This is a genomic window from Marinobacterium ramblicola (genome assembly GCF_019084545.1).
In the GTDB taxonomy this organism is placed as follows: Bacteria; Pseudomonadota; Gammaproteobacteria; order Pseudomonadales; family Balneatricaceae; genus Marinobacterium_D; species Marinobacterium_D ramblicola.
The window spans coordinates 1-25,370 of record NZ_JAHREP010000042.1; the positions used below are offsets into that span (position 1 = coordinate 1).

The window sequence follows — 25,370 nt, forward strand, 5'->3', positions numbered from 1 at the left end:
ATAAATCAGTCAACGAACCGACAAAAAGGGGACATCTCAAACCGCGAAAAAGAGGACTTCTCAGACCGGCATTGACAAGGTCGTTATCCGTTATGGAAACGCAGATCAAACGCTGGGGCAATTGCGCCGCTATTCGCATCCCCACCAGCATTCTTTCCGATGCCAACCTTTCGGTCGATAGCTCAGTCAGCATCGAGGTCCAAGGTAATCCTATCGTTATCCATCCTGTGGCTAAGGCAACAAAACGCCTCAAGCTGCCCTTTACCGAGCAAGCCTTGCTCAAGGGGTTGGATGCCCATACCGCCCACGCTGATAGCGTCGCTGTCAACAACTTGGATTAACCCTCAGTTGTGGCTGCTGGCTTGATCCAGACACTGTCATGGACGGATCGCAAGGCAAAGTCGACCACTCGTGCTGAGAACGGCGTACTTGATCAGGTGCTGGTACGCATCTTTCCGTTGATCGGAGCAGATGCGGTGCTTGAGCAATTTGTTGAATAGGCGGAAGACCTAACGGAAAGGGGACTCTCTTGATTTTGGTTTGTTATCCATCTACGGTATGGCTAAGTTTAGCTAAGCTATGGTGTGGCAATGCAAGTGAACATGCACGAAGCCAAGTCCCAGCTCTCGAAGCTGGGGGAAAAAGCCTGGGAGGGGGAAACTGTAGTGATCGCCAAGGCTGGTAAGCCTTATCTGGATTTGGTGCCACACAGGGAGACTGGAGCTGTCCGCAAGCCGGGGCGCCTGAAAGGCCACATTGTGATTGCAGATGATTTTGACCAGACCTCTGAGGAGGTGATTGCAGCGTTCGAGGGTGAGTTGTGAAGCGGTTACTGTTGGATACCCACGTTCTGCTCTGGTGGTTGTCAGACGATGCCGTACTGGGCACCAAAGCCAAAGAGGTGATTGCCAATCCTCAAAATCAGGTGTACGTCAGCGCTGCCAGTACGTGGGAGATCTCCATCAAGCGATCTCTCGGCAAGTTGCAAACCCCTGACGATATGAGTTCGATCATTGAGGAAGAGGGGTTTCTCCCGCTCCCTGTCTCCCTATACCACGGAGATCAGGCGGGACAGCTCCCCGATCTTCACAAAGATCCATTTGATCGGATGCTGATTGCGCAAGCTCAAGCTGAGGGACTGATCATCGTTACGCATGATGAAGCGGTCACGCAGTACCCTGTGCGAACGATGGCAGCTAAAAGATAACGGAAACGAGCTTCTTCCTCGCTTGGGTAAAGGTGTGTTTAAACATTGTATAATTCCGTAGCCGTGATAGTCTAAACATAGTTTAAACAAAGAGGTGATTGCCATGCAGACCAGCATTCGTAAATGGGGCAACTCTTCCGGGGCCATCATCCCTGCTGCTGTTCTTGCCAAAGCAGGCTTTAGCCAAGGCGATACGGTGGAAATTGAAGCGGTAGACGGGCAGATCGTCATCAAGCCGGCCTTGCCGACCTATAACCTGGAAGACCTTCTCAAGGCATCTCCCAGTGAGGCAATGGCGCTGGATGATGAAGATCGTGCTTGGTTGCACGAAGCTCCGGTCGGGAAGGAGATCTAGTCAGTGTCGTATATCCCGAAACGGGGCGATATCGTCTGGACAGACTTCGATCCATCTGCCGGGCATGAACAGGCACATAAGCGGCCGGCGATAGTGCTGTCTCCTGAACCGTTCAACCAGCAGATTCAACTTGCCCTGGTGGCGCCGATCACCAGCCGGGTGCGTGGCCATGGGTTTGAGGTCAAGCTGGAACAGACCAAGACTGAAGGAGTGGTACTCTGCCAGCAGGTCAAAACCATCGACTACGAGTATCGAGGTATCAAGTTCATCGAGACTGCGCCCGCCAAGGTGCTAAACGAAGTCTTGGCCAAGGTGCGTGTTCTGGTTAACTGAATATGGAAATAGATATCGGGGTCACCCATTAACCCCAACTGGCAGTCTCCTAGACGCTAACAGTCGTCTGTTGTACGCTTAGTAAGCGGAACGCGGTGCAGTTCGCGCAAAAGAGTCGTTGATGAGCAAGCGGAGTGAGTCTTTATGGCTACCCAGACAACATTACTGGATCGAAAACAGTACCACGAGTTGGATCTGATAATGTGGGACCACGCCGAGCGCTATGTGGAGCCGGCTACCGCCTTCAAGCTGTACGAACAGCGCTGGAGGTTCGTGGACACCAAGCAAATGAGCGCGGAAGAGACAGCATGCCTCGACGCTTTAACCGCTCAATACGGGCACGGCCATATGCTGGTTGCATGAACCTTGAGCGCTCCCACCACGCTGCAATATGGTCGGTCTTAAGCCGATTAAATCCTGATTTCCTTGCTCAAAATCGTATTCTGTTCGGTGGCGGTACGCGGATAGCCCTAGAGCTTGATGAGTATCGCGAATCAGTTGATGTCGATCTATTTTGCGTCGGAAAAAAATCGTACAAGGCGGCCAGGGGAGAGGTGACAAACAGCAGCTTTGGACGCCTGTTCAAACCTGACGCCAATATTGAACGTCATGCAAACCGGGACATTCGAGCGGATAGGGATGCAATCCGGGCGTTTATAGATCCTTACGGTGACGGGTTGAATGTGATTAAGTTCGAAATAATCTCGTTCGATGAAGGGGTGATCACAGCAGACACACGCACCGACTTATTTCCCGTCCCTTTTATTTCCCGAACGGCATGCTATGCCACCAAGCTGCTTGCGAATGCCGATCGCTGGAATAATGGCGTCAAGGATATCATTGATATTTGTATGATGGTGGACCGGTGGGGAGCTATACCCGAAGAAGCATGGCGACTCGCTGATGACGAATATGGAGAAAAGGTTGTAGTCAGGGGGCTGGAAGGCGCTTTAAACCGGTTACGAGACGAGGCAGGCGAAACGATTAAGACCCTTACTGATTCACTGAAAATAGAATCAGCAGTAGCATCCCGGTTAGTGAACGTCGTTGCTGAAGAAGTGCGGCGGACCTTGGTGAACCGGCAGGCGGTGGGCTTGGATGATAGTAATGAGTCGGCCCATGACCCGAACGAATCACCAGATTCATAAGCCTGTCCTTGATAGAGCACGAATAAGTCTTGTTGCCGCTGCAACGGGTTGTCATATGTCTTTCGCAGATGAGAGTCGGCATTGTGGTTTATAGAACAATAGCTTGTTGGCTGTCAGGCGTTATCCTTAACAAGCTTAAGTGTTTCTAATGAGCTGTGGTATGATCTCCTAAAGTCTTAGTCGAGAGATCAGATTGTGAACCAGAGCAGCACCGAGCCGACTACCGATAGCGAGCCGAAGAGAAAGCGTCCGCGCAAGCTGGCGCAGACCCTGGTTGCGGAGATCTCGCGTCAGATTACGGACGGGGAGCTGTGCCCCGGCGACAAGCTGCCGACCGAGACGGCGATCATGGAGCGACACGGGGTGAGTCGTACCGTGGTGCGCGAAGCGCTGCAGCGTCTTCAGGTGGCGGGGCTGGTGGAGACGCGTCACGGTGTCGGCACCTTTGTGCTGGAGCCTCCTCTCGATGCGAGCAATTTTCTCCAGGTGTCGATCGACTCGGTGCGGGATACCATCGCCATTCTCGAGTTTCGTCTCGGCCTCGAGGTGGAGGCGGTGGGGCTGGCGGCCGAGCGGCGTACCGCTCAGCAGATGAAGCAGATCCGCGATACGCTTGAGTCGCTGAAGCGTTACGAGTCCGAGGGCGATGCCGAGATGGCGGGGCGGGAGGATGCGCGTTTTCATATCCTGATCGCGGAAGCGACGGACAACCGCTACTACGTCGACGTGATGCATCATGTGCGGAGTTCGATCGGGCCGCTGGTCTCGGTTCATCGTACCGACCCTCAACGGCTCAACCACGAGCACGAAGAGGTCTGCGCCGCGATGGAGCGTAAGGATTCCTACTCGGCGCGGGCGGCGATGCGTCTGCATCTGGTGAATTCGAAGGAGCGTCTGTTGAAGCTGGTGAAGGAGCGCCAGAAGGCGTAGCGGGTAGAGGGGCGCGCCTGTCCGCGCCCCGGTCGGAGTCTTCGCGTTATCTATTCAAAGTCGTACAGGGCCAGCGGGTTGTGTACGAATATCTGTTCCAGCACCTTTTCATTCGGTATCCAGCCGCACACCCGATCCAGCAGGTCGGCGTCGTTCGGTGCTCCCTCCACGCTCTGGCTGACATGGGGCCAGTTGCTGCCCCACAGGATGCGCTCGGGTGCGTGTGCGATCAGGGCGCGGGAGAGGGCGGCGGTATCGGCATAATCGGGCGCGCCGGTGTGGGATGACTCGTAGCAGGCGGCGATCTTGACGTAGCAGTTGCCTCTGTCCATCAGCTCAAGCAGGGCCTTGAACTCTGCACTTTCGGTCGTGACCGGGCCGAGGTATTTGCCGATATGGTCGATGATGTAGGGGTTGTCGATCTGCCTCAGCAGGGGCGCACGGTCGAGCATCTCGCGGCCGTCGAACTGGACGATGCAGTGCCAGCCGAACTCGCGGATACGGGCGTTGACCTCCAGTAGCTGGTCGACGCCGACCGCGCCGCCCGGCAACTGCATGATGCGGGCGCCGCGGGCCCCCCGGGTATGCAGATAGGCCAGCTCCTCTATGTCGGTTTCCGGTGTGACCACCACTACGCCCCTGGCGCTGTCGCCAAGCTCGGCCATCGCTTCGAGCATGCAGCGGTTGTCATCCCGATAGGCGTTGGGCTGGACGATGACGACCCGCTCCAGGCCGATCCAGCGCTGCAGCTGCCGGTACTCCGCCAGTCCCGGGCAGTCCCGCGGAATCAGCGGGCCGGGTGTGCGCTGCGGGTATTCCGGCGCGTAGAGGTGCATATGGGTATCGACACTGCCCGGGGGCAGGCGTGTCTGCGGGGCTTGGCCGTCGAGTGTGCGTGGCATTCGATGCTCCTGAATCTTGTCGGTGATTGCGGGTTATGGCTTGCGATAGAAGGGTGACAGGGCGTCCCGATTGACCTCGATGCCGAGGCCGGGGCCGCTGGGGATCCGGACCATGCCGTCTATCATCTCGATCGGGTGCTTGAGCAGCACGGCCCGCATCGGGTTGTCGCTCTGGTCAAACTCAAGCCAGGCGCTCTCCGCCTCGAACGCGGGCGGTGAGGGCGGGATGATCGCGTGAAAGTGCAGCCCGGCCGCCAGCGCGATGTCGGTTCCCCAGATATGGGGTACGCAGCGCACGCCGTGAATATCGCAGAGTGTCAGCAGCTTCCTGGCTTCGCTGAGTCCGCCGACGCCGCCGACGTCGGGCTGCAGGATATCGACCGCGCCCTGTTGCAGCGCCTCGGCGATGCCCCAGCGGGTGTGCCAGGTCTCGCCGCCGGCGATCGGGATGCTGTTGAGGTCGCGCAGCCGCCGATAGCTGCCCAGCGCTTCCGGCACCACCGGCTCTTCGAACCAGTCGATGTCGAACGGCGCCGCCAGGCGGATAACCTGGGCGGCGGCAACCGCATCGTAGCCGTGGTTGGCATCGATCATCAGCCTGATATCGGGGCCGATCAGTTCGCGCACGGCGGCGATCGACTCGATATCGAGCGCAATGCCGAAGCCGATCTTGATCTTTACCGCCCGAAAGCCGGCATCGAGAAACCCCTGCACCTCCTGTAATAGGCTGCTGATTCGATCGACCCCGACCTGGCGGAAGCCGCCGGTGGCATAGGCGGGCACCTGGTCGCGAAACGCGCCTCCCATCAACTGGTAGATCGGGGCGTTGTGATACTTCCCGCACAGGTCCCAAAGCGCGATATCGATGCCGCTGATGGCGTTGACCGTGGCGCCGCGCTGGCCCTGATCGCGGAACTGGTTATAGAGTTCCAGCCAGATCGGTTCGATATCCAGTGCCGAGCGTCCGATCAGGTGGGGCGACATGGCGTTAACGATGGCGGCATTGATGTCGGCATTGCCCAGACACTCGCCCCAGCCGTCCAGGCCATTGTCGCACTCGATCTCGACCAACAGGTGACGCCGCACGCTGAAGCGCATGGCGGAGGATTCGAACGGTCGCGCGAGCGGCTGCTCCAGCAGGTGGGTGTTGATCGCCTTGATGGTCATTGGGTTCTTTCCCCGGGTCAGAGGATGTTGTCGGACATCGTGGTATGGCGGCGTCAACTGGGTCATATTTACGTCTCTTGTCTCTTGATATTTGGAGAGAGATGCCATCGATGGCTTTTGAGACATCATACGACATCGGGTGGAATGGTCAATGGTTGTATGATGACTAAGAGGATTTTTGTCAACCGTATGTTGATTGGGTCGACAGAGCTCATGGTTGTGCCATTTGCCCGTGATATCAATTAACTTGTTGATATATAGTTATTATTTTGTTGTATGTCGTTTTTTTTATGAGGATGGCAAATAAAATTTTTATTGATATGACATAGTATGACTGTTGTGTGATGTTGGATGACATGCTACAACTTAGCTGTCGTTGACGCCCTTGGCCGTCGGCATATGGCCGAATCCGCAGGGTGGTCATAACAATAAAAGAGCGATTTCAGGAGCGATAACAATGATTAAACGCTTTGCTGGCAAGACGTTGGGGGCTGCTGCCCTGGTGGCCGGGTTGGCCTTGACTACCGGTGCTCAGGCCGGGTGGAAGGGTTGGAACATCCATACCCCCGATTACCCCGTATCGGAGGCGATGGAGTATTTCATCTCCGAGGTGGATAAGCGCACCGACGGTCGCGTATCGGGTAAGGTCTACCACAGCGCCGTGCTCGGTAGTCAGGAAGATGCGATCTCTCAGATGCAGCTGGGTGGCATCGACTTCGCCGAGTTCAACCTGGGGCCTCTGGGGCCGTCGGTTCCCGAGGTCAACGTGGTGTCTCTGCCGTTCATCTTCAAGGATGTCGAGCATATGCACCGCGTGATGGATGGCCCGGTTGGTCAGAAGCTCGGTGATGCGATCGCGAAGGCCGGCATCGTGGCGCTGGCCTGGTATGACTCGGGTTCGCGCTCCTTCTACACGACCGAGAAGCCGATCGATACGCCCGCCGATATGAAGGGGATGAAGTTCCGCGTCATGAACAACGAACTGTACGTCGGCATGGTGGAGGCGCTGGGCGGTAATGCGACGCCTCTGGCCTATTCCGAGGTGTATCAGTCGCTGAAGACCGGAGTTGTGGATGGTGCCGAGAACAACTGGCCCTCCTACGAATCCAGTAACCACTATGAGGTGGCAAAGTACTACTCCGATACTCAGCATCTGATTCTGCCCGAGGTGTTGTGTGTCAGTGCACAGGCATGGGAAAAACTGTCGGATGCAGACAAGAAGGTTGTGCGTGAGGTCGCTCAGGAGAGTGCGAAAATGCAGCGCGAACTCTGGGCCAAGCGCGAGCTGAAAAGTCGCGATGTCGTAGAGAAGGCGGGTATCAAGTACAACGCCATCGCCGACAAGGCGGCGTTCCAGAACGCGATGGGCCCCGTCTATGAGCAGGCGGTCAAGAAGAACCCTGCGCTCAAGGATTTGATCGAGCAGATTCGCAGTATCGAATGATCCATCCCGGCGGCTGGGGGGCGCGTGCGTCCCCTATGCTGTCGGGCATCTGTGTGCCGGTCGTCGATCTGATCGGACAGGCCGATAAGTAACGAGAATTCGAATGAATAATAAGTCCGTCAACCCGAGCGATTTTGATCGCCTGCTCGATCTGTTGGCCCGCCTGGCGATCATCCTTGCAGGCGTCTGCCTGGTCATCCTGGTGTTCTCCTTCGGCTGGCTGGTGTTCGGGCGCTATGTGCTGAACCAGACGCCGACCTGGGTAGAGCAGATGTCGCTGCTGCTGGTCACCGCGATCACCTTCCTGGCGGCGGCGGTGGGGGTGCATGAGCGTACCCATCTGAGTGTGGATCTGCTGTCGCAGTTTCTGTCCGAGCGTGGACGCCTGATCCTGGCGCTGCTGGTGGACTTGCTGTTGGGCGTGTTCGGCGCCGCTCTGGTCTGGTACGGCTGGGATCTGGTCCAGTTCGCCTGGCGCAAGCAGATACCGCTGCTCGATATCCCGGATGGCGTGCGTTATATCCCGATGGTGGTGTCGGGGGTGTTGATTGTGCTGTTCGAGGTTGGGCGGCTGAAGCAGGGGTTGTCGCTGCTGTTTTGTCGCACCGGTGGTGTGCGAGCCGACAAGGGTCGGATGGCGGAGGAGTGTTGAGATGGGATTGCTGATTCTACTTGGGTTGTTTGCCCTGTTTACTGTTGCGGGTGTACCGGTTGCCTTCGGTCTGGGTATCTCCGCACTGGCGTCCTTCATCTACGAGGGGCTGCCGCTGATGATCGGTTTCCAGCGCTTCGTCTCGGGCATGTCGGTGTTTTCGCTGCTGGCGATCCCGTTCTTTATTTTCGCCGGTGAGCTGATGCTGCACGGCGGCATCGCCGCGCGGCTGGTGCGTCTGGCGTCCAGCGCCGTTGGCTGGATGCGCGGCGGTCTGGGCCAGGTCAATGTCTTCTCCAGTATGCTGTTCGGCGGCATCTCCGGCTCCGCCGTGGCGGATGTGTCGGCGCTGGGCTCACTGCTGATCCCGGTGATGAAGGAGAAGGGGTACAAGGACGACTACGCGGTCAACGTGACCGTGACCTCGTCGATCGCCGGCATCATGATTCCGCCAAGCCATAACATGATTCTGTACGTGGTGGCGGCAGGCGGTGGCATGTCGGTGGCGAACCTGTTTATCGCCGGTATCGTTCCCGGTGTGTTGATGTGCCTCGCGCTGGCGTTCGTGGCGCGCTGGATCGCCATTCGCGAGAACTTCCCGACCGAGGAGTTTGCCGGCTGGAAGGTGGTGCTGATCTCGTTCATCGCCTCGCTGCCGGGGCTGCTGACCGCGATTATCATCGTCGGCGGTGCTCTGTCCGGTGTGTTCACCGTGACCGAGTCCGGTGCCATCGGGGCTCTCTACGCCATCGCCATCACCGCCATCGCCTATCGTACCCTGAGCTGGGAGGGGTTCTGGACCGCGGTGACACGTTCGGTCAAGACCACGGGGTTGGTGATGATCCTGGTCGGCTGTGCCTCTGCGTTCGGTTACATGCTGGCGATGTATCAGGTACCGGAGCTGCTGTCGTCGACACTGACGTCGATCTCGGACAACCCGATCGTGATCCTGCTGATGATGAACCTGATGCTGTTGCTGCTCGGCATGATCATGGATATGGCGGCGCTGATCCTGATCTGTACGCCGATCTTCCTGCCGGTTGCGATCGGTCTGGGTATGGATCCGATCCACTTTGGCGTGATGCTGATGATGAACCTGGGGCTGGGTCTGTGCACGCCGCCGGTGGGTGCCTGCCTGTTCGTCGGTTGTGCCGTGGGTGGTGTGCCGATCGCGCGTGCGGTCAGGACCATCTGGCCCTATTACATCGCGCTGTTCATTGTGCTGATGCTGATCACCTATGTGCCGTGGATCTCGATGATTCTGCCGAAGCTGTTTGGGATCTGAAGCTGAATTGAGCCGGTTATTGATTTGGCCCAACTATTGATTTGGTCTAAGTGGGGAGTGTTATGAAACGTGTACTACTGACCGGTGCCGGCGGCAATCTGGGCCGGGCACTGCGCAAGACGCTGGCCGGCTGGGCCGACGAGATCCGTCTGTCCGATATCGCGCCGATCGACGATCTGGCCGACCATGAAACCTACGTGCAGTGCGACCTGGGCGACTACGATGCGGTGATGGCGTTGGTCGAGGGCTGCGACGGGATTATCCATCTCGGCGGCATCTCGGTCGAAAACACCTTCGACAGTATTCTGAACGGCAACATCAAGGGTGCCTACAACATCTACGAAGCCTGCCGTCGTCACAAGGCGGGCCGGATCCTGTTTGCCAGCTCGAATCACGTGATCGGCTTTCACGAGCGCGAGACCTGTCTGGATGCGGACTCGCCGATGCGCCCGGACAGCCTGTACGGCGTATCCAAAGGGTTCGGCGAACTGCTGGCGCGCTACTACTGGGACAAGTTCGGCATCGAGTCGGCGCTGGTGCGTATCGGCTCCTGTTTCGACAAACCGGCCAACCGCCGCATGCTGTCGACCTGGATGAGCGTCGACGACTTCACCGATCTGATCAAGCGGGTGTTCGCGGCCGACCGCCTGGCCTGCCCGGTGATCTACGGCGTGTCCGACAACCCGGCCAAGTGGTGGGACAACACCAAGGTGAGTTATATCGGCTGGAACCCGAAGGACTCATCGGCGGCCTTCGAAAACGAGCCCTATATCCTTGAGGAGATCGTCGATCCCCAGGATCCGGCCGTGCGTTACCAAGGTGGAGGATTTGCGGCGAGCGGGCATTTCGAGGATTGATGACGAGGGCGAGATGAAGGATATCGATCTCTTGGTGGTCTGGCCGAATCGGCCCGAACAGATGAAGCTGTTGGACGAGACCTATCGTCTGCACCGTTACGACCTGGCGAGCCCTGACGAGAAGGAGATGATGCTCAAGGAGCTGGCGCCGAGGATTCGCGGGGTGGTCACCACTCATGGCGGCGGCTTCGAGAGATCGCTGCTCGAGCGTCTACCCAATCTCGAGATCGTCGCCTCGTCCAGCGTGGGGCTGGATACCCTCTGTGTCGATGCCTGCCGGGCGCGGGGCATTGCCGTGACCAACACGCCGGACGTACTGACCGACGATGTGGCCGATATGGCGATGCTGCTGATATTGGCGACCCTGCGTCGGTTGCTGCCGGGTGTGGCGTGGATCAAGAACGGCGCTTGGCTTGAGAAGGGGATGATGCCGCTGAACACCTCACTCAAGGGCAAGACGCTCGGTATCGTCGGACTCGGCCGGATCGGCAGGGCGATCGCGCAGCGCGCCGAGGTGTTCGGTATGAAGGTGTGTTACTGCGGCCGCCGTCGACAGGGTGGTGTTGCTTATCCGTATTACGACGATCTGGTCACGCTGGCGCGCGATGTCGATATTCTCGCGCCGGTGGTGCCGGGCGGCGCGGACACCGAGGGGCTGATCGGCCGCGAGGTTCTGAGCGCCCTTGGGCCGAACGGCTACATCATCAATATCTCCCGTGGTTCGGTCGTCGACGAGGTCGCGTTGGTGGAACTGCTGAAAACGGGCGGCCTGGCGGGCGCCGGGCTGGATGTGTTCGCCGACGAGCCCCATGTGCCGCCCGAGCTGCTCGAGATGGACAATGTGGTACTGCAACCCCACTGTGCCAGCGGTACGGTGGAAACACGCGGCGCAATGGCGCAACTGGTGGTCGATAATCTTGCCGCTCACTTTGCGGGACGGCCGTTGCTGACGCCGGTGTGCTGAGTCTGGCCCTGTATTGTCGATAGCCGTGTCTAATGCGAGTATCCATGGCGATTGGGCATCTCCATTCCTTGGCTCAACATATCTGTGTTGTTCGCAACGGGCAGTTGCCAGTAGAATCGCCTCTTTTCGGATCCTTTTTTCCTGGTAAGTAGGGGTATTCGCCGCATGGGCAGAGCGTATCAGAACCGCAAAGAGTCGATGGCCAAGACCTCCGACATGAAGGCCAAGGTCTACAGTCGTTATGGTCGAGAGATCTATGTGACAGCCAAATCGGGCGGCACCGACCCCACCGGTAACCTGGCGCTGCGCAGCCTGATCGACCGGGCGAAAAAGGAGCAGGTACCGGCGCACGTGATTGAGAAGGCGCTGGACAAGGCCAAGGGCGGAGCGGGTGAGGACTACTCCCCGGCACGCTACGAAGGTTATGGCCCGGGCGGCAGCATGGCAATTATCGAGTGTCTGACCGATAACCCCAACCGCACCTTCGGTGATGTACGTCAGGCGTTCACCAAGACCAAGTGCAAGATCGGCACCCAGGGCAGCGTGGCGCATATGTTCGATCACTGCGCGATCTTCGTATTCAGCTACGATGACGAAGAGGCGGTTCTGGAAGCGCTGATGGAAGCGGATGTCGATGTGACCGATATCGAGAACGAAGAGGGTAAGCTCACCGTCTTTGCGCCCAACACCGATTACTTCAAGGCCAAGCAGGCGTTGCTGGATCTCTGTGGTGATATTGACTTCGAAGTAGATGAGATCCAGTTTGTCCCGCAGAGCTATACCACAGTCAGCGGCGATGATGTGGCGCTGTTCGAGAAGTTCCTCGCCATACTGAACGATCTGGATGATGTGCAGCAGGTCTACCATAACGTGGAAAACGCCTGATCCAAGGCTGTTAAAAACGTTAACGTTGAGCCGGCCGAGAGCCGGCTCAATCGTTTCTGGGGCAACATACATGTGACCCCAACATAAATGACCTAAAGTGTCGCTAGACTGGTGGTAAACGTTGAATGGAGGTTGGCAATGGAGCTGGTTATCGGCAACAAGAACTACTCATCCTGGTCTCTGCGTGGCTGGCTGGTGCTGAAGTGGTTCGATCTACCGTTCACTGAGGTCAGGTTGTTGTTGGATACCGATAGCTTCAAGCAGCAGATCGCACAGTACTCTGATGCCGGTAAGGTGCCAGTGTTGATTGACGATGGAGTGCGAGTCTGGGACTCGCTGGCGATCGCCGAATATATCAACGATGCCTATCTCCAGGGGACCGGTTGGCCGCGAGATATGGCGGAACGGGCGCTGGCTCGGGCGATAAGCTGTGAGATGCATTCAGGCTTTTTCAAGCTGCGCCAGGAGATGCCGATGAACTGTCGCGCACGTCGGGTGCTGACGGTATCGGATGCCTGTGCCGGCGAGATTCAGCGTATCGACAACATCTGGTCGGGGCTGCGTCAGCGGTTTGCCTCCAAGGGGCCTTGGTTGTTCGGTGAGCGTTCAATTGCCGATGCGATGTTTGCGCCGGTAGCGTTGCGCTTTCACACCTATGACAGCGAGCTGAGCGGGCCAGCAAGCGAGTATGTGCGCACAGTGCTCAATGATGATGCAATCAGCGAGTGGATGCAGGATGCTCAGGCTGAGCTTCAGGTGCTGGATGCGGAAGAGAAGGGGAGTCCGGCTGATTAAAGCCCGGGCTGGTCGGGGTGGAAGCTGGAGGTAAGCGAGTCTAAAGAAAAAAGGCGATACCGGAGTGCCGATATCGCCTTTGTTGTCTTTGTCTATCTCGTTACTGACCGGCGAGCTCGACCTTGTCGAAGTCCGGAGAGACCTGCATTGCCAGCAACAGTTTGCCGACATCGGCAAGCAGGCGATAGCGAGCGTACCACTCGTCGAAGGTGCCGTGGATCTCATCCGAACGCGCGGTGAAATACTCGTTTTCGGTATCGAGCAGGTCGAGCAGCGAACGCTGGCCGATATCGAACTGGCGAGTATAGGCGGAGCGGGTTTCGGCGGCAGACTTGGCGTGGCGCTCCAGCTGCGGCTGAGTGTCATAGATATTTTTCAGCTTGTTCCAGGAGGAGTAAGCATCCGCCTTGAGTTCTCGCTGAACCTTGAGAACCGACGCACGCTGGGCCTTGCTCAGGTGCTCAAGCTGCTCGACACGTGCGCTGTCGGCGCCGCCATTGTAGGCGTTATAGCGCATTCTCAGCATCGCCAGCATCTCATCCTCGGTGTAGTTCTTGCCATCAACACCATGGTTGGTGGCAGCACTCAGCTCCAGATCGAGTTGCGGATGGAAGGCCGCGCGTGCAATGTTTTCCTGGGCCAGGGATGACTCATGGCGCGCGATCTCTGCCAGCAGGGCGGGATGCGTGGTCAGTGCGATGGTGACCGCATCTTCCGGCGTCGAAGGCAGGTAGGTGCAGCAGTCGTCTTCCGGCATGACCAAGTCTTTGGGTGGGTGGCCGACCACACGCTCGAAGTTGATCTCCGCTTCCCAGAGGTTGCCTTCCGCTACCACCAAGTTGGAGTTTGCCAGTGCCAGGCGAGCCTGCGCCTGCTGAAAATCGGACTGGGTGCCAAGGCCGGACTCGTAACGCTGTTTGATGCGATCATGAGTCGCCTGGTGTGCGTCCAGGTTCTCTTTGGTCAGTTGCAGTAGCTGCTGGTAGCGCAGGACATCAAGATAGACCTCGGTGACCTTCAGCGCCATATCTTCGGACGTAGCCGCCAGATCGAGGGCAGATGCCTGCGCACCGGACTCGGCCGAGTCCACGCTGCTCTTGGTGGCATAGCCGTCGTAGAGCATCTGGGTTGCGCGGATGCTGTTTTCCCGACGGGTGATGTCGGTATCTTGGGTGCTGGTGTTGTCGGTCCACTCATAGCCGTAGCCGACAGTCAGGTCGACCTTGGGGTAATAACCGCTTTTGGCGATATCGATCTGTTCGCCATCGGTCTTGCTGCGGGTGGCGGAGAAGAGAACCTGAGGATTGGTTTCCATGGTCTCTTGAATCGCTTCATTGATAGTCTGTGCACCGGCCGCGAAGGGCAGCAGACTGAGAGTACCGCTCGCCAGTGCGACACAAAGGGTTTTACGCATCCATTCCCTGTTCATAATCTTGCCTCGTTCAACTAGCGAACATTGATTTCGACACGACGGTTACGCAGCTCTTTGACACCGTCGCCAGTATCGATCAGCGGCTCCGACTCGCCCTTGTAGAAAGTACGTATCGTATCGGGCTTGACGCCGATCTCGATCAGATCTTCCCGTACCGCTTCGGCGCGACGCTTGGACAGGGCATCGTTCAGTGCTACAGAGCCGGATGTGTCGGTATGACCGGTAACCAGAACCTCCGGCGCATCGCGCTCAAGCACCGCTTGGTATATCGCTTCCGCATCTCTGCGTGACTGCTCGGTCAGTTCGTCAGAATCGAAAATGAAGTATAGCTGCTTGTAGATCGGAGCCAGCGGCATCGCCTGGTCGGTCTCTGCGAAGGTATCGGCGATCGGCGCAGGGCAAAACGGTGGCGGCTCTTTGGATAGCATGAGCTCACCTTCTGTATTGACGGCTACGTCCGACACCGGCTTGTCCGGGCCAAAGGTGTTCACCGCACCACTGTATACGCTACAGCCAGACATGCCGACAAGAAGCAGGACTGAGCTAAGGGTAGCTGCAGCTTTGATCATTAGTCGTTACCCTCTTTTTTTAAGTTGTCTACCTTGACCGAGAACGTGTTTCCGCTAACGAATACCGCCGAGGTGGCGGGGTAAGTAAGCTTAACTGCGTCGGGGTTATGCTCAGCGAGCCTGCCCGCAATCAGTGAAACCGTTCCTTCGTCGACCTGTACATCGAGCTCCCCTTTGCGTGTGCGGGGATCGTATGAATAGTCTGCAAGAGAAATAGTGGAGCCGGGGCCCGCTGCGAGACGTGAATCGTCATCGAACAGCAAGCCTATGCGGCCTTGGGCACCGGTGGAGATTCTGTCGTTCTGATGCACTCGCTCGCCAAGTGCAGCCGGAAGTGTGTCAGCGCCGCGGACGATGGAAACCTCTCCGCTTAGCTTCTTGATTGTTGCAATAGACTCCGCCATCGCAAATGTAGGCACCAGCATCATCGCCAGTGACAGGCAGAGTTTCTGCGCAGGGTACATCGGGTGCTCCTTTACCCGCCGGCTCCCCGTTATTTCAGCCGGCGACCAGCATCGTACAATCTGTGTAACTCTAGAGTGTTGCCCATAATAGCCTAGTGGATGCCAGCGGCAAGCCTTATAAAAAATCTGGACAGATTTTTTTAGTGCCCTTCCTTCGATTGATCTGGATCTGACTGTTATTGGATACGCTCTTGCGCTGTTTTACCGTTTGTAGCTTTTGGGCGTTACGCCGGTCCACTCCTTGAAGGCGCGTGAAAATGATGGGGCATCGGAGTAGCCCAGTTGATGCGCGATGCTGGCGATCGGAAGGTTTTTCTGCGACAGCAGGTGGATGGCGGTGTCACGCCGGGCAATATTCTTGATCTCCTGAAAGGAGGTTTTCTCCTCCGTAAGTTTGCGCCTGAGCGTGCGTGTGGTCATCGCCATCGATGCCGCAATCTCCTCGAACTGCCAGTTCTCGAAACGTTCGTCAGAGGTCAGGGCGTCGAGTATTTTTCGGGTGTAGGTCGGGTAAAAATTTTGCCGCTTGAACCAATCCAATGGTGCGCGCCGGAGATGGGCTTTGAGGGTTTCCTGTGTCTGTACCACGGGCAGAGTCAACAACTCGGACGAGAAGGTGAAGCCGGAAACCTCCTGGTCATAATGCGCGGGGCAGGGGAACAGCAGGCGATATTCAGCGGCATGCGGTGGTTTGGGAAAGTCGAAATAGACTCCCTCCAGGGGTATCCGGTTACCGACCAGCCAGGCCGGGAAGCGGTGCCAGAGCAGCAGCAGAAAGTCGATCAGCATGTGGTGTTTGTCATACTCCGGCTGTGACAGTTTCATGCTCAGCCGTGCCTGCCGATCGTCGTAGCTGAAGTTGAGCTCGAAAGCGGTTGTACAGAGATTGTAGAAGCGGCTTAGATGTCGATAGACCCCGCGCAGGTTCTTGCAGTGCACCGCCTGCTTTGCCATCAGGGTGAAGACGCCGTGCCTGGATTTTACGCCGGCCATGCCGAGAAACTCATCGTCCTCCAGTTGCCAGGCGGCTCGCATAAGGTAGGCGAGCTGCTCCGGTGTGATGCGCATATCGTCCGATTCGAGCAAGTTTTCATTTATCGCTGCAGCACGCATCAGCGCCTCCACCGAATAGCCGCCCGATCGCGCTGCATCCGCTACTGCACGGGCGTAATGGACAGATACGGTTTGGTTCTCAAAGCTCATCTTGTACTCGGACTTGTTGATTCTGCTAACAGCTGGATTGTAAGCCTCGTGACCGAAAATGCTAATTATTTGGGTAAGCTCAGTCATTGGATTAACAGCCCTGTGCTGGAACACTTACATCAAAAATGACAGGGACAAAGCAACCCCGCCTGTCCCACCGGTTTACGGAGATTTTCATGTACAGCGGTGATTTACTGAAACTGCGTCGGATTGACGAAAACTCGGGTTTGGTCGTGCTCGATCTCTGTAAGCAGGGCAGCAGCGTTAATTCGATAGGCTCTGCATTTCTGCAGGAGCTGGAATCGGTATGCGAGTTGCTCGAAGCAGATGACACTGTTCGCGGGCTATTGATTACCAGTAGCAAATCGACCTTCGTGGTTGGCGCCGATATCTTTGAATTCCCCCCGCTGTTCAATAAGTCTGCCGCGGATTTTTCGGACTGGGCAGAAAAGTCCCACGCGCTGTTTAACCGTGTCGAGAACCTGCCTTTCCCCTCTGTCGCCGCGATCAATGGTCTGGCGCTAGGGGGCGGACTTGAACTGGCGTTGCTGGCCGATGCACGCGTGATCGCGCAGAGCGCCAGGATCGGCTTGCCGGAGGTCACCTTGGGGCTCTGCCCAGGTTGGGGCGGAACCGTTCGGGCGAGCCGCCTTGCCGGACCGATGGCGGCGCTGGAGATGATGTTGTCGGGCAAGCCGGTCAGCAGTGCCAAGGCGGTTGAGCTCGGCCTGGCAACCCGGTGTGTGGCCGATGCTGAACTGGCTGATGCCGCGTTGGATCTGCTTAAGCAGATGGCGAACGCTGAGGTCGATCACCGCCAGCTGCGTGCGGGCAAGCAAAACGCGGTGCCCGATGCCAAGATTGATGAGCAGGCATTTTCCGCCTATCTGAAAGCGGACTATCCGGCGGCAGGTGCGATCCTGAAGCTGGTCATGCACCATGCGCCGCTGAGCTTCGATCAGGCGCTGGCCGCCGAGCGGGACTGTTTTATCACGCTTGGTCAGACCGACTGCGCCAAGAGCCTGGTCGGATTGTTCATCAATGACCAGCGCGTCAAGCAGGTGGGCAAGCAGGCTGCTAAAGCCGCGCAGCCGGTGGAGAAGATTGCGGTTCTCGGTGCGGGGATCATGGGCGGCGGTATCGCCTACCAGGCCGCGGTAACCGGTACCCCGGTAATCCTGAAGGATATCCGCCAGGAAGCGCTGGAACTGGGCATCGATACCGCCACCAAGGCGCTCGATAAGCAGGTAGCCAAGGGCAAGATGGATGAGAGCGCCAAGAAGGACTGCCTGAGTCTGATCGAGCCGACGCTCGAGTTTGGCGGCTTTGATGCTGTTGGTCTGGTGGTCGAGGCGGTGGTCGAAAACGAGAAGATCAAGCACGCGGTGCTGACCGAAACGGAGGCCAAGCTGGCGCCCGACGCTATTCTGACCTCCAATACCTCGACCATCTCCATCACCACCCTCGCCCAAGGGCTGCAGCGTCCGCAGAACTTCTGCGGTATGCACTTCTTCAACCCGGTACCGATGATGCCGTTGGTTGAGGTGATTCGGGGTGAGAAGAGTAGCGAAACCGCTGTTGCCACCGCTGTCGATTGCGCGCTGAAGATGGGCAAGACCCCGATCGTGGTCAATGACTGCCCGGGTTTCCTGGTCAATCGAGTGCTCTTCCCCTATTTCAATGCCTTCAACCGCCTGCTGCACGATGGCGTGGATTTCCAGCGCATCGACCGGGTGATGGAGGCTTTCGGCTGGCCGATGGGGCCAGCTTATCTGGCCGACGTGGTCGGGTTGGACACCATGGTACATGCGGACGAGGTGCTGCAGGCCGGTTATCCCGAACGTATGGGGCACGATCACAAGCCGATCATCGAGGAGCTGCTGGAGCAGGGTGCACTGGGGCAGAAAAACGGCCACGGATTTTACGACTACGGCAATGGCCCGCGTAACAAGGTCGCCAGTCAGCAGGCGCTGGATCTCATTGCAGAACGTGTAGAGAAGCAGATCGAGATCAGCGATCAGCAGATTATCGATCGAATGATGATCCCGATGTGTCTGGAAGCCTACCTGTGTCTGGACGAGGGGATCGTTGGCAGCGCGGCCGAAATCGATATGGGCCTGATCATGGGGATCGGCTTCCCGAAATTCCGTGGTGGCGCGCTGCGCTACATCGATCATCAGGGACACGACGAGTTTGCCGCGCGCGTGGATGCGTTGAGCACGCTGGGCTCGCTCTACGTGCTGCCCGAAAGTTTTCGTCAACGCTCACTGAGCGGTCAATCCTTCTTCTAACCGAATGCATACCGTCCGGCTCGATTGGTTGGGTTGGATAGACGATTCAGGAGTAAACGATGTCCGAATATCAGCACCCTTACAAAGATGTCACTTTTGCCCTGCGTGAACTCGTTGGGTTTGACCAGTTGTGCGAGCAGGCCGGTCTCGATGAGGTCAATGGCGAGCTGGCGGAAGCGATCCTCGAGGAGGCCGGTAAGTTCGGTGCCGAGGTGTTGGCACCGCTAAACCAGATCGGCGACCGCGAAGGCGCCACTCTGGGAGAGCAGGGGGTACAGGAAACCGCCGGCTTTGCCGAGGCTTACCAGGCCTTCGTCGAGAGCGGCTGGCCGACACTGACCTTCCCGGGACAGTTCGGTGGCCAGGCACTGCCCAACGTGCTCGGCACCGCGGTCAATGAGGTGTGGCAGTCCGCCAACCTGTCCTACAGTCTCTGTCCGCTGCTGACCCAGGGCGCGACTGAGGCGATTCTGCACCATGCCAGCGACGAGCTGAAAGCGATCTGGCTGCCGAAGATGGTGTCTGGCGAGTGGACCGGCACCATGAATCTGACCGAGCCGGGTGCGGGTTCCGATCTGGCGGCGATCACCACCCGTGCCGTGCCGGAAGGCGACCACTACCTGATCACCGGGCAGAAGATCTTCATCACCTGGGGCGATCACCAGATGACGCCGAACACCGTGCATCTGGTGCTGGCGCGCCTGCCGGATGCGCCGGCCGGTGTTAAAGGGATCTCTCTGTTTATCGTGCCCAAGTTTCTGCTCGACGAGCAGGGCGAGCCGAGTGTGCGCAACGACGCGCACTGTGTCTCCCTCGAGCACAAGCTGGGCATCCACGCCAGCCCCACCTGCGTGATGAGCTTTGGCGACAACGGCGGCGCCGTGGGTTACCTGGTGGGCGAGCCGCACCAGGGGCTGGCCTATATGTTCACGATGATGAACCACGCCCGTCAGGCGGTGGGTCTGCAGGGGCTGGGGATATCCGAGCGCTCCTATCAGCAGGCGGTGGCCTATGCCCGCGAACGTATCCAGGGTACCCGACGCGATGGCAGCAAGATCGCCATTATCGAGTTCCCGGATGTGCGCCGCATGTTGATGCAGATGCGGGCCTCAATCGAAGCGATGCGCGGCCTGGCACTGCTGGCATCGGCCGAGGCTGACAGGGCTAAGGCCGCCGGTGATGAGGCCCAGGCGCGTCAGCACAATGAGCGAGTCGAGCTGTTCACGCCGATCGTCAAGGGCTGGCTCACCGAGATGTCCCAGGAGATCACCTATCTTGGCGTCCAGGTGCATGGCGGCATGGGCTTCATCGAAGAAACCGGTTCGGCCCAGCACTATCGCGATGCCCGCATCCTGACCATCTATGAGGGTACCACCGGGATCCAGGCGCTGGATCTGGTTGGGCGCAAGATTCTGCGTAATCAGGGTGTGGCGATAAACAGCCTGCTCGATGAGATTGACGACTTTACCCGTCAGTTGGCCTCGGATCCGGAGATGGCGTTGCTGTCCGAGCGTCTGTCAAAAGCCCTGGAATACGGTCGTCAGGCTACACGCTGGCTGCTGGAAACCGGTGGTCAGACCGATTGGGCGCCGGGTGCTGTCAGCGTGCCGTTCATGATGCTGATGGGATACCTCTGTGGTGCCTGGGTGAGCTGCCGCATGGCGCAGAGCGCAAGCGCACAGATTGCCGCGAGCGAGGGCGATATCGAGTTCCTGCAGGCGAAAGTCATTACCGCACGCTTCTTCTGCGAGCATCTGTTACCGCGCACGAGCGGCCTGCTGGAAACTATTCTGAACGGTAGCGAGAGCGTTATTGCATTGCCCGAGTCTCAGTTCTGATCCCGAAAGGCGAACAAGCTGACCCAGTCAATACGGATTACAGGATGCAAAGACAATGAAAATACTGGTAAGCGTCAAACGCGTTATCGACTACAACGCTAAGGTGCGCGTCAAGGCGGATAACAGCGATGTGGACCTGGCCAACGTCAAGATGGCCCTGAACCCCTTCTGCGAGATCGCCGTGGAGGAGGCGATCCGGCTGAAGGAGGCCGGTGTCGCCTCCGAGGTGGTGGTGGTCTCCATCGGCCCGAAAACGGTGCAGGAGCAGCTGCGCACGGCGCTGGCCCTGGGCGCCGACCGCGCCATCCAGATCGACACCGAGCAGATGCCGGAACCGCTGAACGTGGCCAAGCTGCTGGCCAAGGTGGTCGAGGCGGAACAGCCGGGTCTGGTCATACTCGGCAAGCAGTCGATCGACTCCGACAACAACCAGACCGGGCAGATGCTCGCCGCGCTGACCGGTCGTCCCCAGGGCACCTTCGCCTCCGCGGTCAAGGTCGAGGGCGACAAGGCTGTGGTTACCCGTGAGGTGGACGGCGGCCTACGTACCGTCGAGCTGGCGCTGCCGGCGATCGTCACCACCGACCTGCGCCTGAACGAGCCGCGCTACGCCAAACTGCCGGACATCATGAAGGCTAAGAAGAAGCCGCTCGAGGTGAAGACCCCGACCGATCTTGGTGTCGAGCTGAAGCAGCATATTGAGCTGCTCAAGGTCGAAGCCCCGGCTGCCCGCCAGGCGGGGATCAAGGTGGACAGTGTGGATGCGCTGGTCGACAAGCTGAAGAACGAAGCCAAGGTTATTTGAGGGGACTGATATGAGCATTCTACTAATCGCTGAACACAACAATCAGACTCTGAACCCGACCACGCTGAGCGCCGTCACTGCTGCCAGCCAGATCGGCGGGGATATTACCCTTCTCGTCGCCGGCAGCAACTGTCAGGCCGTGTCCGACGAGGCCGCAAAAGTGGCAGGTGTGTCCAAGGTTCTGCTGGCCGATGCCCCGGCCTATGCCCACAGTCTGGCCGAGAACCTGTCGCTGCTGGTGAAGGAACTGGCCAGCGATTACAGCCACGTGCTGGCACCGGCCGGTACCACGGCCAAGGATTTCATGCCCCGTGTCGCCGCGCTGCTCGATGTTGGCCAGGTCTCCGAGATCATCGCCGTCGAGTCCGCCGACACCTTCAAGCGGCCGATCTACGCCGGTAACGCCATCGCCACCGTGCGCTCCGCCGATGCAATCAAGGTGATCACCGTGCGCGCCTCGGCGTTTGACAAGGCGGTTGCCGAGGGCGGCAGCGCCAGCATCGAGCCGCTGAGTCAGGTCTGCGAGGCCGGCACCTCCGCCTTTGTCGGCGAGGAGATGGTCAAGTCCGAGCGCCCCGAGCTGACCGCGGCCCGAGTTATCGTCTCGGGTGGTCGCGGCATGGGCAACGGCGACAACTTCGCCCTACTGGAAAAGGTTGCCGACAAGCTCGGTGCTGCCGTCGGTGCCTCCCGTGCCGCCGTCGATGCCGGCTTTGTCAGCAACGATATGCAGGTGGGCCAGACAGGCAAGATCGTCGCCCCCGAGCTGTATATCGCGGTGGGTATCTCCGGTGCGATCCAGCATCTGGCCGGGATGAAAGAGTCCAAGGTGATCGTGGCGATCAACAAGGATGAGGAAGCACCGATCTTCCAGGTGGCCGACTACGGCCTGGTGGCGGACCTGTTCCAGGTGCTGCCGGAGCTGGCGGAAAAGCTCTGATGCAGTTCGTGGACAATGATCAGATCAACTGGTGGGCGATTTCGGAGCAGAGCCGCTTCGTCGATTCCGTTCCGGTTTTCAGCATCGGCAAGCTCGATAAAAAGCGCATCCGCTCCCAGCTGGCCGATCAGTTTTAAGGAAACAAATATGCAGAAACGTGAAGTTGTGGTGGTCAGCGGTGCCCGCACCGCCATCGGTGATTTCGGTGGTGCCCTGAAAGATCACGCGCCGAGCGAGCTGGCCGGCAAGCTGGTGGCCGAAGTGGTGCGCCGCGCCGGTGTCGCACCGGAGTCGGTGGCGCAGTGTGTATTCGGCAACGTGATCCATTCCGAGCCGGCCGATATGTACATGGGGCGCGTCGCGGCGTTGAAGGGCGGGTTGGCCGAGCAAACCGCTTCGCTGACCGTCAATCGCCTGTGCGGCAGCGGTCTGCAGGCGATCGTCAGCGCCGCCCAGCAGATCGAACTCGGTGTCTGCGACACTGCCGTGGCCGGTGGTGCGGAGTCGATGAGCCGGGCGCCGTACTGGCTGCAAACCGCCCGTTTTGGTCAGCGTATGGGCAATGGTGAGACCATCGATGCGATGACGGCGGCGCTGCACTGCCCGCTGGAGAAGGTCCATATGGGTGTCACCGCCGAGAATCTGGCCGAGAAGTACGGCATCAGCCGTGAGGAGCAGGATGCCCTGGCGGTCGACAGTCACCGTCGCGCCCAGCGCGCTATTGAAGAGGGGCGCTTCCAGAGTCAGATCCTGCCGATCGAGTTGAACAGCCGCAAGGGGCCGGTCGTCTTCGACCGGGACGAACATGTGCGCTTCGACTGCGACCTGTCCGATATGGCCAAGCTGAAGCCGGTATTCAAGCGCGAAGGCAGCGTTACGGCGGGCAATGCGTCAGGCCTGAACGACGCCGCTGCGGCGGTGCTGCTGATGGCGCGGGAGAAGGCGCAGGCGGAGGGTCGCGAGGTGCTGGGCCGTCTGGTCGATTACTCGGTTGTCGGCGTGGAGCCGAAATACATGGGCATCGGCCCGGTACCGGCGATCCGCGACATCCTCGCGCGCAACGATCTGGCCGTAGGCGATATCGACCTCTATGAAGTCAACGAAGCCTTTGCCGCCCAGGCCCTGTCCGTGGCCCGTGAGCTGGAGCTGCCGGTCGAGCGCCTGAACCCGAACGGCAGCGGCATCGGCCTGGGTCATCCAATCGGCGCCACCGGCGCGTTGATCACGGTGAAAGCGTTGTACGAACTGAAGCGCATCGGTGGCCGCTACGCCATGGTCAGCCTATGCATCGGCGGTGGCCAGGGCATCGCCGCGCTGTTTGAGCGTATTTAAACCGAACTCCGCTCCCTGGCGTTGTTAAGGGGCCACAGGACGGCCGGTGTTTACCCTTTCTCAGAACCACGGAGGGTTCTTTTTATTCTTGGTGAGTGTGACTCCGACAGAGTGGGCACCACCTGTGATGTCTGAAAATGCTAATTGTTATACCTCATCGGTCATTGTCAAACGATCAATTGGCTGAGAGACTAGGCCAAAAAATCAATAGAAACCGATACTTGTGGCGTTTCATGTCAGTTGTGTCAAAGGTAACTTTCGAGGTGTATTGTGCGCGAATCGATGGAATTCGATGTAGTGATCGTCGGCGCCGGCCCCGCCGGGCTTTCCGCCGCTTGTCGGCTGATGCAGCAGGCTCAGGAGGCGGAACAGGAACTGACCGTCTGTGTGGTCGAGAAAGGCTCGGAAGTCGGCGCGCATATCCTCTCCGGCGCGGTGATCGAGTCCCGTGCCCTGGATGAGCTGTTCCCGGACTGGCAGAACGCTCCTGCGGAGAGTCGAGCACCGCTGAACACCCCGGTCACCGCCGATGAGCTCTACCTGCTCAAGAGCGAAACCGCAGCGAAAAAGCTGCCCAACGCGCTGCTCCCCAAGACCATGCACAACACCGGGCACGGACTGAACAACTATGTGGTCAGCCTGGGTAACCTGTGCCGCTGGCTGGCCGAGCAGGCGGAAAGCCTCGGCGTCGAGGTGTTCCCCGGCTTTGCCGCCGCCGAAGTGCTGTATAACGACGACGGTAGCGTGAAGGGGATCGCCACCGGCGATATGGGCATCACCGCCGCCGGTGAGCAGGGCCCGAACTACACCGAAGGGATGGAGCTGCACGCCAAGTACACCCTGTTCGCCGAGGGCTGCCGCGGCCATCTGGGCAAGCAGCTGATCGAACAGTTCCAACTGGATACGCAAGCGGATGCCCAGCACTACGGCATCGGCATCAAGGAGCTCTGGGATATCGACCCGGCCAAGCACCAGCCGGGGCTGGTGGTGCATGGCTCCGGCTGGCCGCTCGCAGGCGACACCAGTGGAGGCTTCTTCCTCTACCACCTGGAAAACAATCAGGCGGTGGTCGGCCTGATCGTCGACCTGAACTACACCAACCCCTGGCTCAGCCCGTTCGACGAGTTCCAGCGCCTGAAGCACCACCCGGTGCTGGCGCAACATCTCGAAGGGGGCAGCCGGGTGTCCTACGGCGCCCGCGCCATCGCCAAGGGCGGCTTCAATGCGCTGCCGAAGATGAGTTTCCCCGGTGGCCTGTTGATCGGCTGCGATGCCGGCACGCTGAACTTCGCCAAGATCAAGGGCACCCACACGGCGATGAAGTCGGGGATGCTGGCGGCGGAAGCGGTGTTCGAGGCGATCGGCGCCGGGCAGGCCAACAGCGAGCTGACCAGCTTCGCCGACAGGTTCGAGCAGAGCTGGGTCTACGACGAGCTGTTCCGCTCACGCAACTTCGGTCCGGCGATGCACAAGTTCGGCCCGATCCTTGGCGGGACGTTCAACTTCATCGACCAGAACCTGTTCAACGGCAAACTGCCGATCACCCTGCACGACGACAAGCCGGACTACGCC

The 25,370-nt window shown here is 58.8% G+C and carries 28 protein-coding genes; 22 read left to right on the plus strand and 6 right to left on the minus strand.

The annotated features are described in order from the left end of the window. From KQ940_RS21660 to KQ940_RS21695, 8 genes are all read left to right on the plus strand, one after another. Positions 1 to 341 (plus strand): AbrB/MazE/SpoVT family DNA-binding domain-containing protein (locus KQ940_RS21660; RefSeq protein ID WP_425515652.1); only part of this gene is annotated, 341 nt, incomplete at its 5' end. Between the two features lie 249 nt (positions 342 to 590). Then, positions 591 to 824 (plus strand): type II toxin-antitoxin system Phd/YefM family antitoxin, encoded by a 234-nt coding sequence (locus tag KQ940_RS21665; RefSeq protein WP_217416736.1) that lies wholly within the window; start codon positions 591 to 593, stop codon positions 822 to 824. Further along, a complete protein-coding gene (locus KQ940_RS21670; protein WP_217416737.1) occupies positions 821 to 1,207 on the plus strand; it encodes a type II toxin-antitoxin system VapC family toxin in 387 nt (128 codons plus the stop codon). Before KQ940_RS21665 ends, KQ940_RS21670 begins: the two co-directional genes overlap by 4 nt. A gap of 103 nt (positions 1,208 to 1,310) precedes the next feature. Beyond that, positions 1,311 to 1,562 carry an AbrB/MazE/SpoVT family DNA-binding domain-containing protein gene (locus tag KQ940_RS21675; RefSeq protein ID WP_217416738.1) on the plus strand — a complete coding sequence of 84 codons (252 nt, stop codon included), beginning with the start codon at positions 1,311 to 1,313 and terminating at the stop codon, positions 1,560 to 1,562. 3 nt (positions 1,563 to 1,565) lie between these two features. Further along, positions 1,566 to 1,895 carry a type II toxin-antitoxin system PemK/MazF family toxin gene (locus KQ940_RS21680; protein ID WP_217416739.1) on the plus strand — a complete coding sequence of 110 codons (330 nt, stop codon included), beginning with the start codon at positions 1,566 to 1,568 and terminating at the stop codon, positions 1,893 to 1,895. A 144-nt stretch (positions 1,896 to 2,039) separates the two neighbouring features. Continuing rightward, complete coding sequence (locus KQ940_RS21685) at positions 2,040 to 2,258, plus strand: hypothetical protein (protein ID WP_217416740.1); 219 nt, start codon at positions 2,040 to 2,042, stop codon at positions 2,256 to 2,258. After that, positions 2,255 to 3,043 carry a nucleotidyl transferase AbiEii/AbiGii toxin family protein gene (locus KQ940_RS21690; protein WP_217416741.1) on the plus strand — a complete coding sequence of 263 codons (789 nt, stop codon included), beginning with the start codon at positions 2,255 to 2,257 and terminating at the stop codon, positions 3,041 to 3,043. The genes KQ940_RS21685 and KQ940_RS21690 overlap by 4 nt, the downstream gene beginning before the upstream one ends. A 195-nt stretch (positions 3,044 to 3,238) precedes the next feature. Then, positions 3,239 to 3,973, plus strand: coding sequence for a FadR/GntR family transcriptional regulator (locus tag KQ940_RS21695; protein WP_343222704.1), 735 nt, complete (start codon positions 3,239 to 3,241; stop codon positions 3,971 to 3,973). Between the two features lie 50 nt (positions 3,974 to 4,023). Here the strand turns inward: KQ940_RS21695 and KQ940_RS21700 are convergent, their stop codons facing one another. Continuing rightward, the gene (locus KQ940_RS21700; protein ID WP_217416742.1) at positions 4,024 to 4,875 is read right to left on the minus strand and encodes an amidohydrolase family protein; all 852 of its coding nucleotides are present in this window, start codon (positions 4,873 to 4,875) and stop codon (positions 4,024 to 4,026) included. 33 nt (positions 4,876 to 4,908) lie between these two features. Next, positions 4,909 to 6,042: a mandelate racemase/muconate lactonizing enzyme family protein gene (locus KQ940_RS21705; protein WP_217416743.1), complete on the minus strand. Its 1,134-nt coding sequence runs from the start codon at positions 6,040 to 6,042 to the stop codon at positions 4,909 to 4,911. A gap of 457 nt (positions 6,043 to 6,499) precedes the next feature. Between KQ940_RS21705 and KQ940_RS21710 the strand changes: the two genes are divergently transcribed. From KQ940_RS21710 to KQ940_RS21740, 7 genes are all read left to right on the plus strand, one after another. Next, the gene (locus KQ940_RS21710) at positions 6,500 to 7,486 is read left to right on the plus strand and encodes a TRAP transporter substrate-binding protein (protein WP_217416744.1); all 987 of its coding nucleotides are present in this window, start codon (positions 6,500 to 6,502) and stop codon (positions 7,484 to 7,486) included. Positions 7,487 to 7,589: 103 nt separating this feature from the next. After that, positions 7,590 to 8,138 carry a TRAP transporter small permease gene (locus tag KQ940_RS21715; RefSeq protein ID WP_217416745.1) on the plus strand — a complete coding sequence of 183 codons (549 nt, stop codon included), beginning with the start codon at positions 7,590 to 7,592 and terminating at the stop codon, positions 8,136 to 8,138. Between the two features lies 1 nt (position 8,139). Then, on the plus strand, positions 8,140 to 9,423 hold the full coding sequence (locus tag KQ940_RS21720; RefSeq protein WP_217416746.1) for a TRAP transporter large permease: 1,284 nt from the start codon (positions 8,140 to 8,142) through the stop codon (positions 9,421 to 9,423). Between the two features lie 62 nt (positions 9,424 to 9,485). Next, positions 9,486 to 10,280, plus strand: a complete 795-nt coding sequence (locus KQ940_RS21725; protein WP_217416747.1) for an NAD-dependent epimerase/dehydratase family protein — start codon at positions 9,486 to 9,488, stop codon at positions 10,278 to 10,280. A gap of 13 nt (positions 10,281 to 10,293) precedes the next feature. Next, entirely contained in the window at positions 10,294 to 11,244 is a 951-nt protein-coding gene (locus tag KQ940_RS21730) for a 2-hydroxyacid dehydrogenase (RefSeq protein ID WP_217416748.1), read from the plus strand. Between the two features lie 165 nt (positions 11,245 to 11,409). Beyond that, positions 11,410 to 12,129: a YebC/PmpR family DNA-binding transcriptional regulator gene (locus KQ940_RS21735; protein ID WP_217416749.1), complete on the plus strand. Its 720-nt coding sequence runs from the start codon at positions 11,410 to 11,412 to the stop codon at positions 12,127 to 12,129. Between the two features lie 138 nt (positions 12,130 to 12,267). Then, the gene (locus KQ940_RS21740) at positions 12,268 to 12,924 is read left to right on the plus strand and encodes a glutathione S-transferase family protein (protein WP_217416750.1); all 657 of its coding nucleotides are present in this window, start codon (positions 12,268 to 12,270) and stop codon (positions 12,922 to 12,924) included. 100 nt (positions 12,925 to 13,024) lie between these two features. Here the strand turns inward: KQ940_RS21740 and KQ940_RS21745 are convergent, their stop codons facing one another. The 4 genes from KQ940_RS21745 to KQ940_RS21760 form a co-directional block, all read right to left on the minus strand. After that, positions 13,025 to 14,353: a TolC family outer membrane protein gene (locus KQ940_RS21745; protein WP_217416751.1), complete on the minus strand. Its 1,329-nt coding sequence runs from the start codon at positions 14,351 to 14,353 to the stop codon at positions 13,025 to 13,027. Positions 14,354 to 14,370: 17 nt separating this feature from the next. Beyond that, positions 14,371 to 14,784 (minus strand): OmpA family protein, encoded by a 414-nt coding sequence (locus KQ940_RS21750; protein WP_217416752.1) that lies wholly within the window; start codon positions 14,782 to 14,784, stop codon positions 14,371 to 14,373. A gap of 140 nt (positions 14,785 to 14,924) precedes the next feature. Then, positions 14,925 to 15,389 (minus strand): FecR family protein, encoded by a 465-nt coding sequence (locus tag KQ940_RS21755; RefSeq protein WP_217416753.1) that lies wholly within the window; start codon positions 15,387 to 15,389, stop codon positions 14,925 to 14,927. A 201-nt stretch (positions 15,390 to 15,590) separates the two neighbouring features. Then, the gene (locus KQ940_RS21760; protein ID WP_217416754.1) at positions 15,591 to 16,592 is read right to left on the minus strand and encodes an AraC family transcriptional regulator; all 1,002 of its coding nucleotides are present in this window, start codon (positions 16,590 to 16,592) and stop codon (positions 15,591 to 15,593) included. 176 nt (positions 16,593 to 16,768) lie between these two features. On the opposite strand from KQ940_RS21760, the gene fadB reads away from it, so the two are divergent. From fadB to KQ940_RS21795, 7 genes are all read left to right on the plus strand, one after another. After that, positions 16,769 to 18,883, plus strand: coding sequence for a fatty acid oxidation complex subunit alpha FadB (gene fadB / locus KQ940_RS21765; RefSeq protein WP_217416755.1), 2,115 nt, complete (start codon positions 16,769 to 16,771; stop codon positions 18,881 to 18,883). 59 nt (positions 18,884 to 18,942) lie between these two features. After that, entirely contained in the window at positions 18,943 to 20,721 is a 1,779-nt protein-coding gene (locus tag KQ940_RS21770; protein WP_217416756.1) for an acyl-CoA dehydrogenase family protein, read from the plus strand. Between the two features lie 55 nt (positions 20,722 to 20,776). Next, positions 20,777 to 21,526, plus strand: coding sequence for an electron transfer flavoprotein subunit beta/FixA family protein (locus KQ940_RS21775; protein WP_217416757.1), 750 nt, complete (start codon positions 20,777 to 20,779; stop codon positions 21,524 to 21,526). Between the two features lie 10 nt (positions 21,527 to 21,536). Next, positions 21,537 to 22,466 carry an electron transfer flavoprotein subunit alpha/FixB family protein gene (locus KQ940_RS21780; protein ID WP_217416758.1) on the plus strand — a complete coding sequence of 310 codons (930 nt, stop codon included), beginning with the start codon at positions 21,537 to 21,539 and terminating at the stop codon, positions 22,464 to 22,466. Next, positions 22,466 to 22,603: a hypothetical protein gene (locus KQ940_RS21785; protein ID WP_217416759.1), complete on the plus strand. Its 138-nt coding sequence runs from the start codon at positions 22,466 to 22,468 to the stop codon at positions 22,601 to 22,603. Before KQ940_RS21780 ends, KQ940_RS21785 begins: the two co-directional genes overlap by 1 nt. Positions 22,604 to 22,613: 10 nt before the next feature. Then, positions 22,614 to 23,798, plus strand: a complete 1,185-nt coding sequence (bktB, locus tag KQ940_RS21790) for a beta-ketothiolase BktB (protein ID WP_217416760.1) — start codon at positions 22,614 to 22,616, stop codon at positions 23,796 to 23,798. 282 nt (positions 23,799 to 24,080) lie between these two features. Continuing rightward, on the plus strand, positions 24,081 to 25,370 hold a 1,290-nt coding region (locus tag KQ940_RS21795; protein WP_246590247.1), incomplete at its 3' end, for an NAD(P)/FAD-dependent oxidoreductase.

What these genes read in the sequence shown, in the direction of transcription:
- KQ940_RS21685 (WP_217416740.1), top strand. Translation starts at nt 2,040, where the DNA reads ATGGCTACCCAGACAACATTACTGGATCGAAAACAGTACCACGAGTTG.
- KQ940_RS21725 (WP_217416747.1), top strand. Translation starts at nt 9,486, where the DNA reads ATGAAACGTGTACTACTGACCGGTGCCGGCGGCAATCTGGGCCGGGCA.
- KQ940_RS21700 (WP_217416742.1), bottom strand. Translation starts at nt 4,875, where the DNA reads ATGCCACGCACACTCGACGGCCAAGCCCCGCAGACACGCCTGCCCCCG.
- KQ940_RS21735 (WP_217416749.1), top strand. Translation starts at nt 11,410, where the DNA reads ATGGGCAGAGCGTATCAGAACCGCAAAGAGTCGATGGCCAAGACCTCC.
- KQ940_RS21780 (WP_217416758.1), top strand. Translation starts at nt 21,537, where the DNA reads ATGAGCATTCTACTAATCGCTGAACACAACAATCAGACTCTGAACCCG.
- KQ940_RS21705 (WP_217416743.1), bottom strand. Translation starts at nt 6,042, where the DNA reads ATGACCATCAAGGCGATCAACACCCACCTGCTGGAGCAGCCGCTCGCG.
- KQ940_RS21750 (WP_217416752.1), bottom strand. Translation starts at nt 14,784, where the DNA reads ATGCTATCCAAAGAGCCGCCACCGTTTTGCCCTGCGCCGATCGCCGAT.
- KQ940_RS21730 (WP_217416748.1), top strand. Translation starts at nt 10,294, where the DNA reads ATGAAGGATATCGATCTCTTGGTGGTCTGGCCGAATCGGCCCGAACAG.
- KQ940_RS21770 (WP_217416756.1), top strand. Translation starts at nt 18,943, where the DNA reads ATGTCCGAATATCAGCACCCTTACAAAGATGTCACTTTTGCCCTGCGT.
- KQ940_RS21755 (WP_217416753.1), bottom strand. Translation starts at nt 15,389, where the DNA reads ATGTACCCTGCGCAGAAACTCTGCCTGTCACTGGCGATGATGCTGGTG.
- KQ940_RS21760 (WP_217416754.1), bottom strand. Translation starts at nt 16,592, where the DNA reads ATGAGCTTTGAGAACCAAACCGTATCTGTCCATTACGCCCGTGCAGTA.
- KQ940_RS21740 (WP_217416750.1), top strand. Translation starts at nt 12,268, where the DNA reads ATGGAGCTGGTTATCGGCAACAAGAACTACTCATCCTGGTCTCTGCGT.
- fadB (WP_217416755.1), top strand. Translation starts at nt 16,769, where the DNA reads ATGTACAGCGGTGATTTACTGAAACTGCGTCGGATTGACGAAAACTCG.
- KQ940_RS21710 (WP_217416744.1), top strand. Translation starts at nt 6,500, where the DNA reads ATGATTAAACGCTTTGCTGGCAAGACGTTGGGGGCTGCTGCCCTGGTG.
- bktB (WP_217416760.1), top strand. Translation starts at nt 22,614, where the DNA reads ATGCAGAAACGTGAAGTTGTGGTGGTCAGCGGTGCCCGCACCGCCATC.
- KQ940_RS21675 (WP_217416738.1), top strand. Translation starts at nt 1,311, where the DNA reads ATGCAGACCAGCATTCGTAAATGGGGCAACTCTTCCGGGGCCATCATC.
- KQ940_RS21715 (WP_217416745.1), top strand. Translation starts at nt 7,590, where the DNA reads ATGAATAATAAGTCCGTCAACCCGAGCGATTTTGATCGCCTGCTCGAT.
- KQ940_RS21745 (WP_217416751.1), bottom strand. Translation starts at nt 14,353, where the DNA reads ATGAACAGGGAATGGATGCGTAAAACCCTTTGTGTCGCACTGGCGAGC.
- KQ940_RS21720 (WP_217416746.1), top strand. Translation starts at nt 8,140, where the DNA reads ATGGGATTGCTGATTCTACTTGGGTTGTTTGCCCTGTTTACTGTTGCG.
- KQ940_RS21690 (WP_217416741.1), top strand. Translation starts at nt 2,255, where the DNA reads ATGAACCTTGAGCGCTCCCACCACGCTGCAATATGGTCGGTCTTAAGC.
- KQ940_RS21665 (WP_217416736.1), top strand. Translation starts at nt 591, where the DNA reads ATGCAAGTGAACATGCACGAAGCCAAGTCCCAGCTCTCGAAGCTGGGG.
- KQ940_RS21775 (WP_217416757.1), top strand. Translation starts at nt 20,777, where the DNA reads ATGAAAATACTGGTAAGCGTCAAACGCGTTATCGACTACAACGCTAAG.
- KQ940_RS21785 (WP_217416759.1), top strand. Translation starts at nt 22,466, where the DNA reads ATGCAGTTCGTGGACAATGATCAGATCAACTGGTGGGCGATTTCGGAG.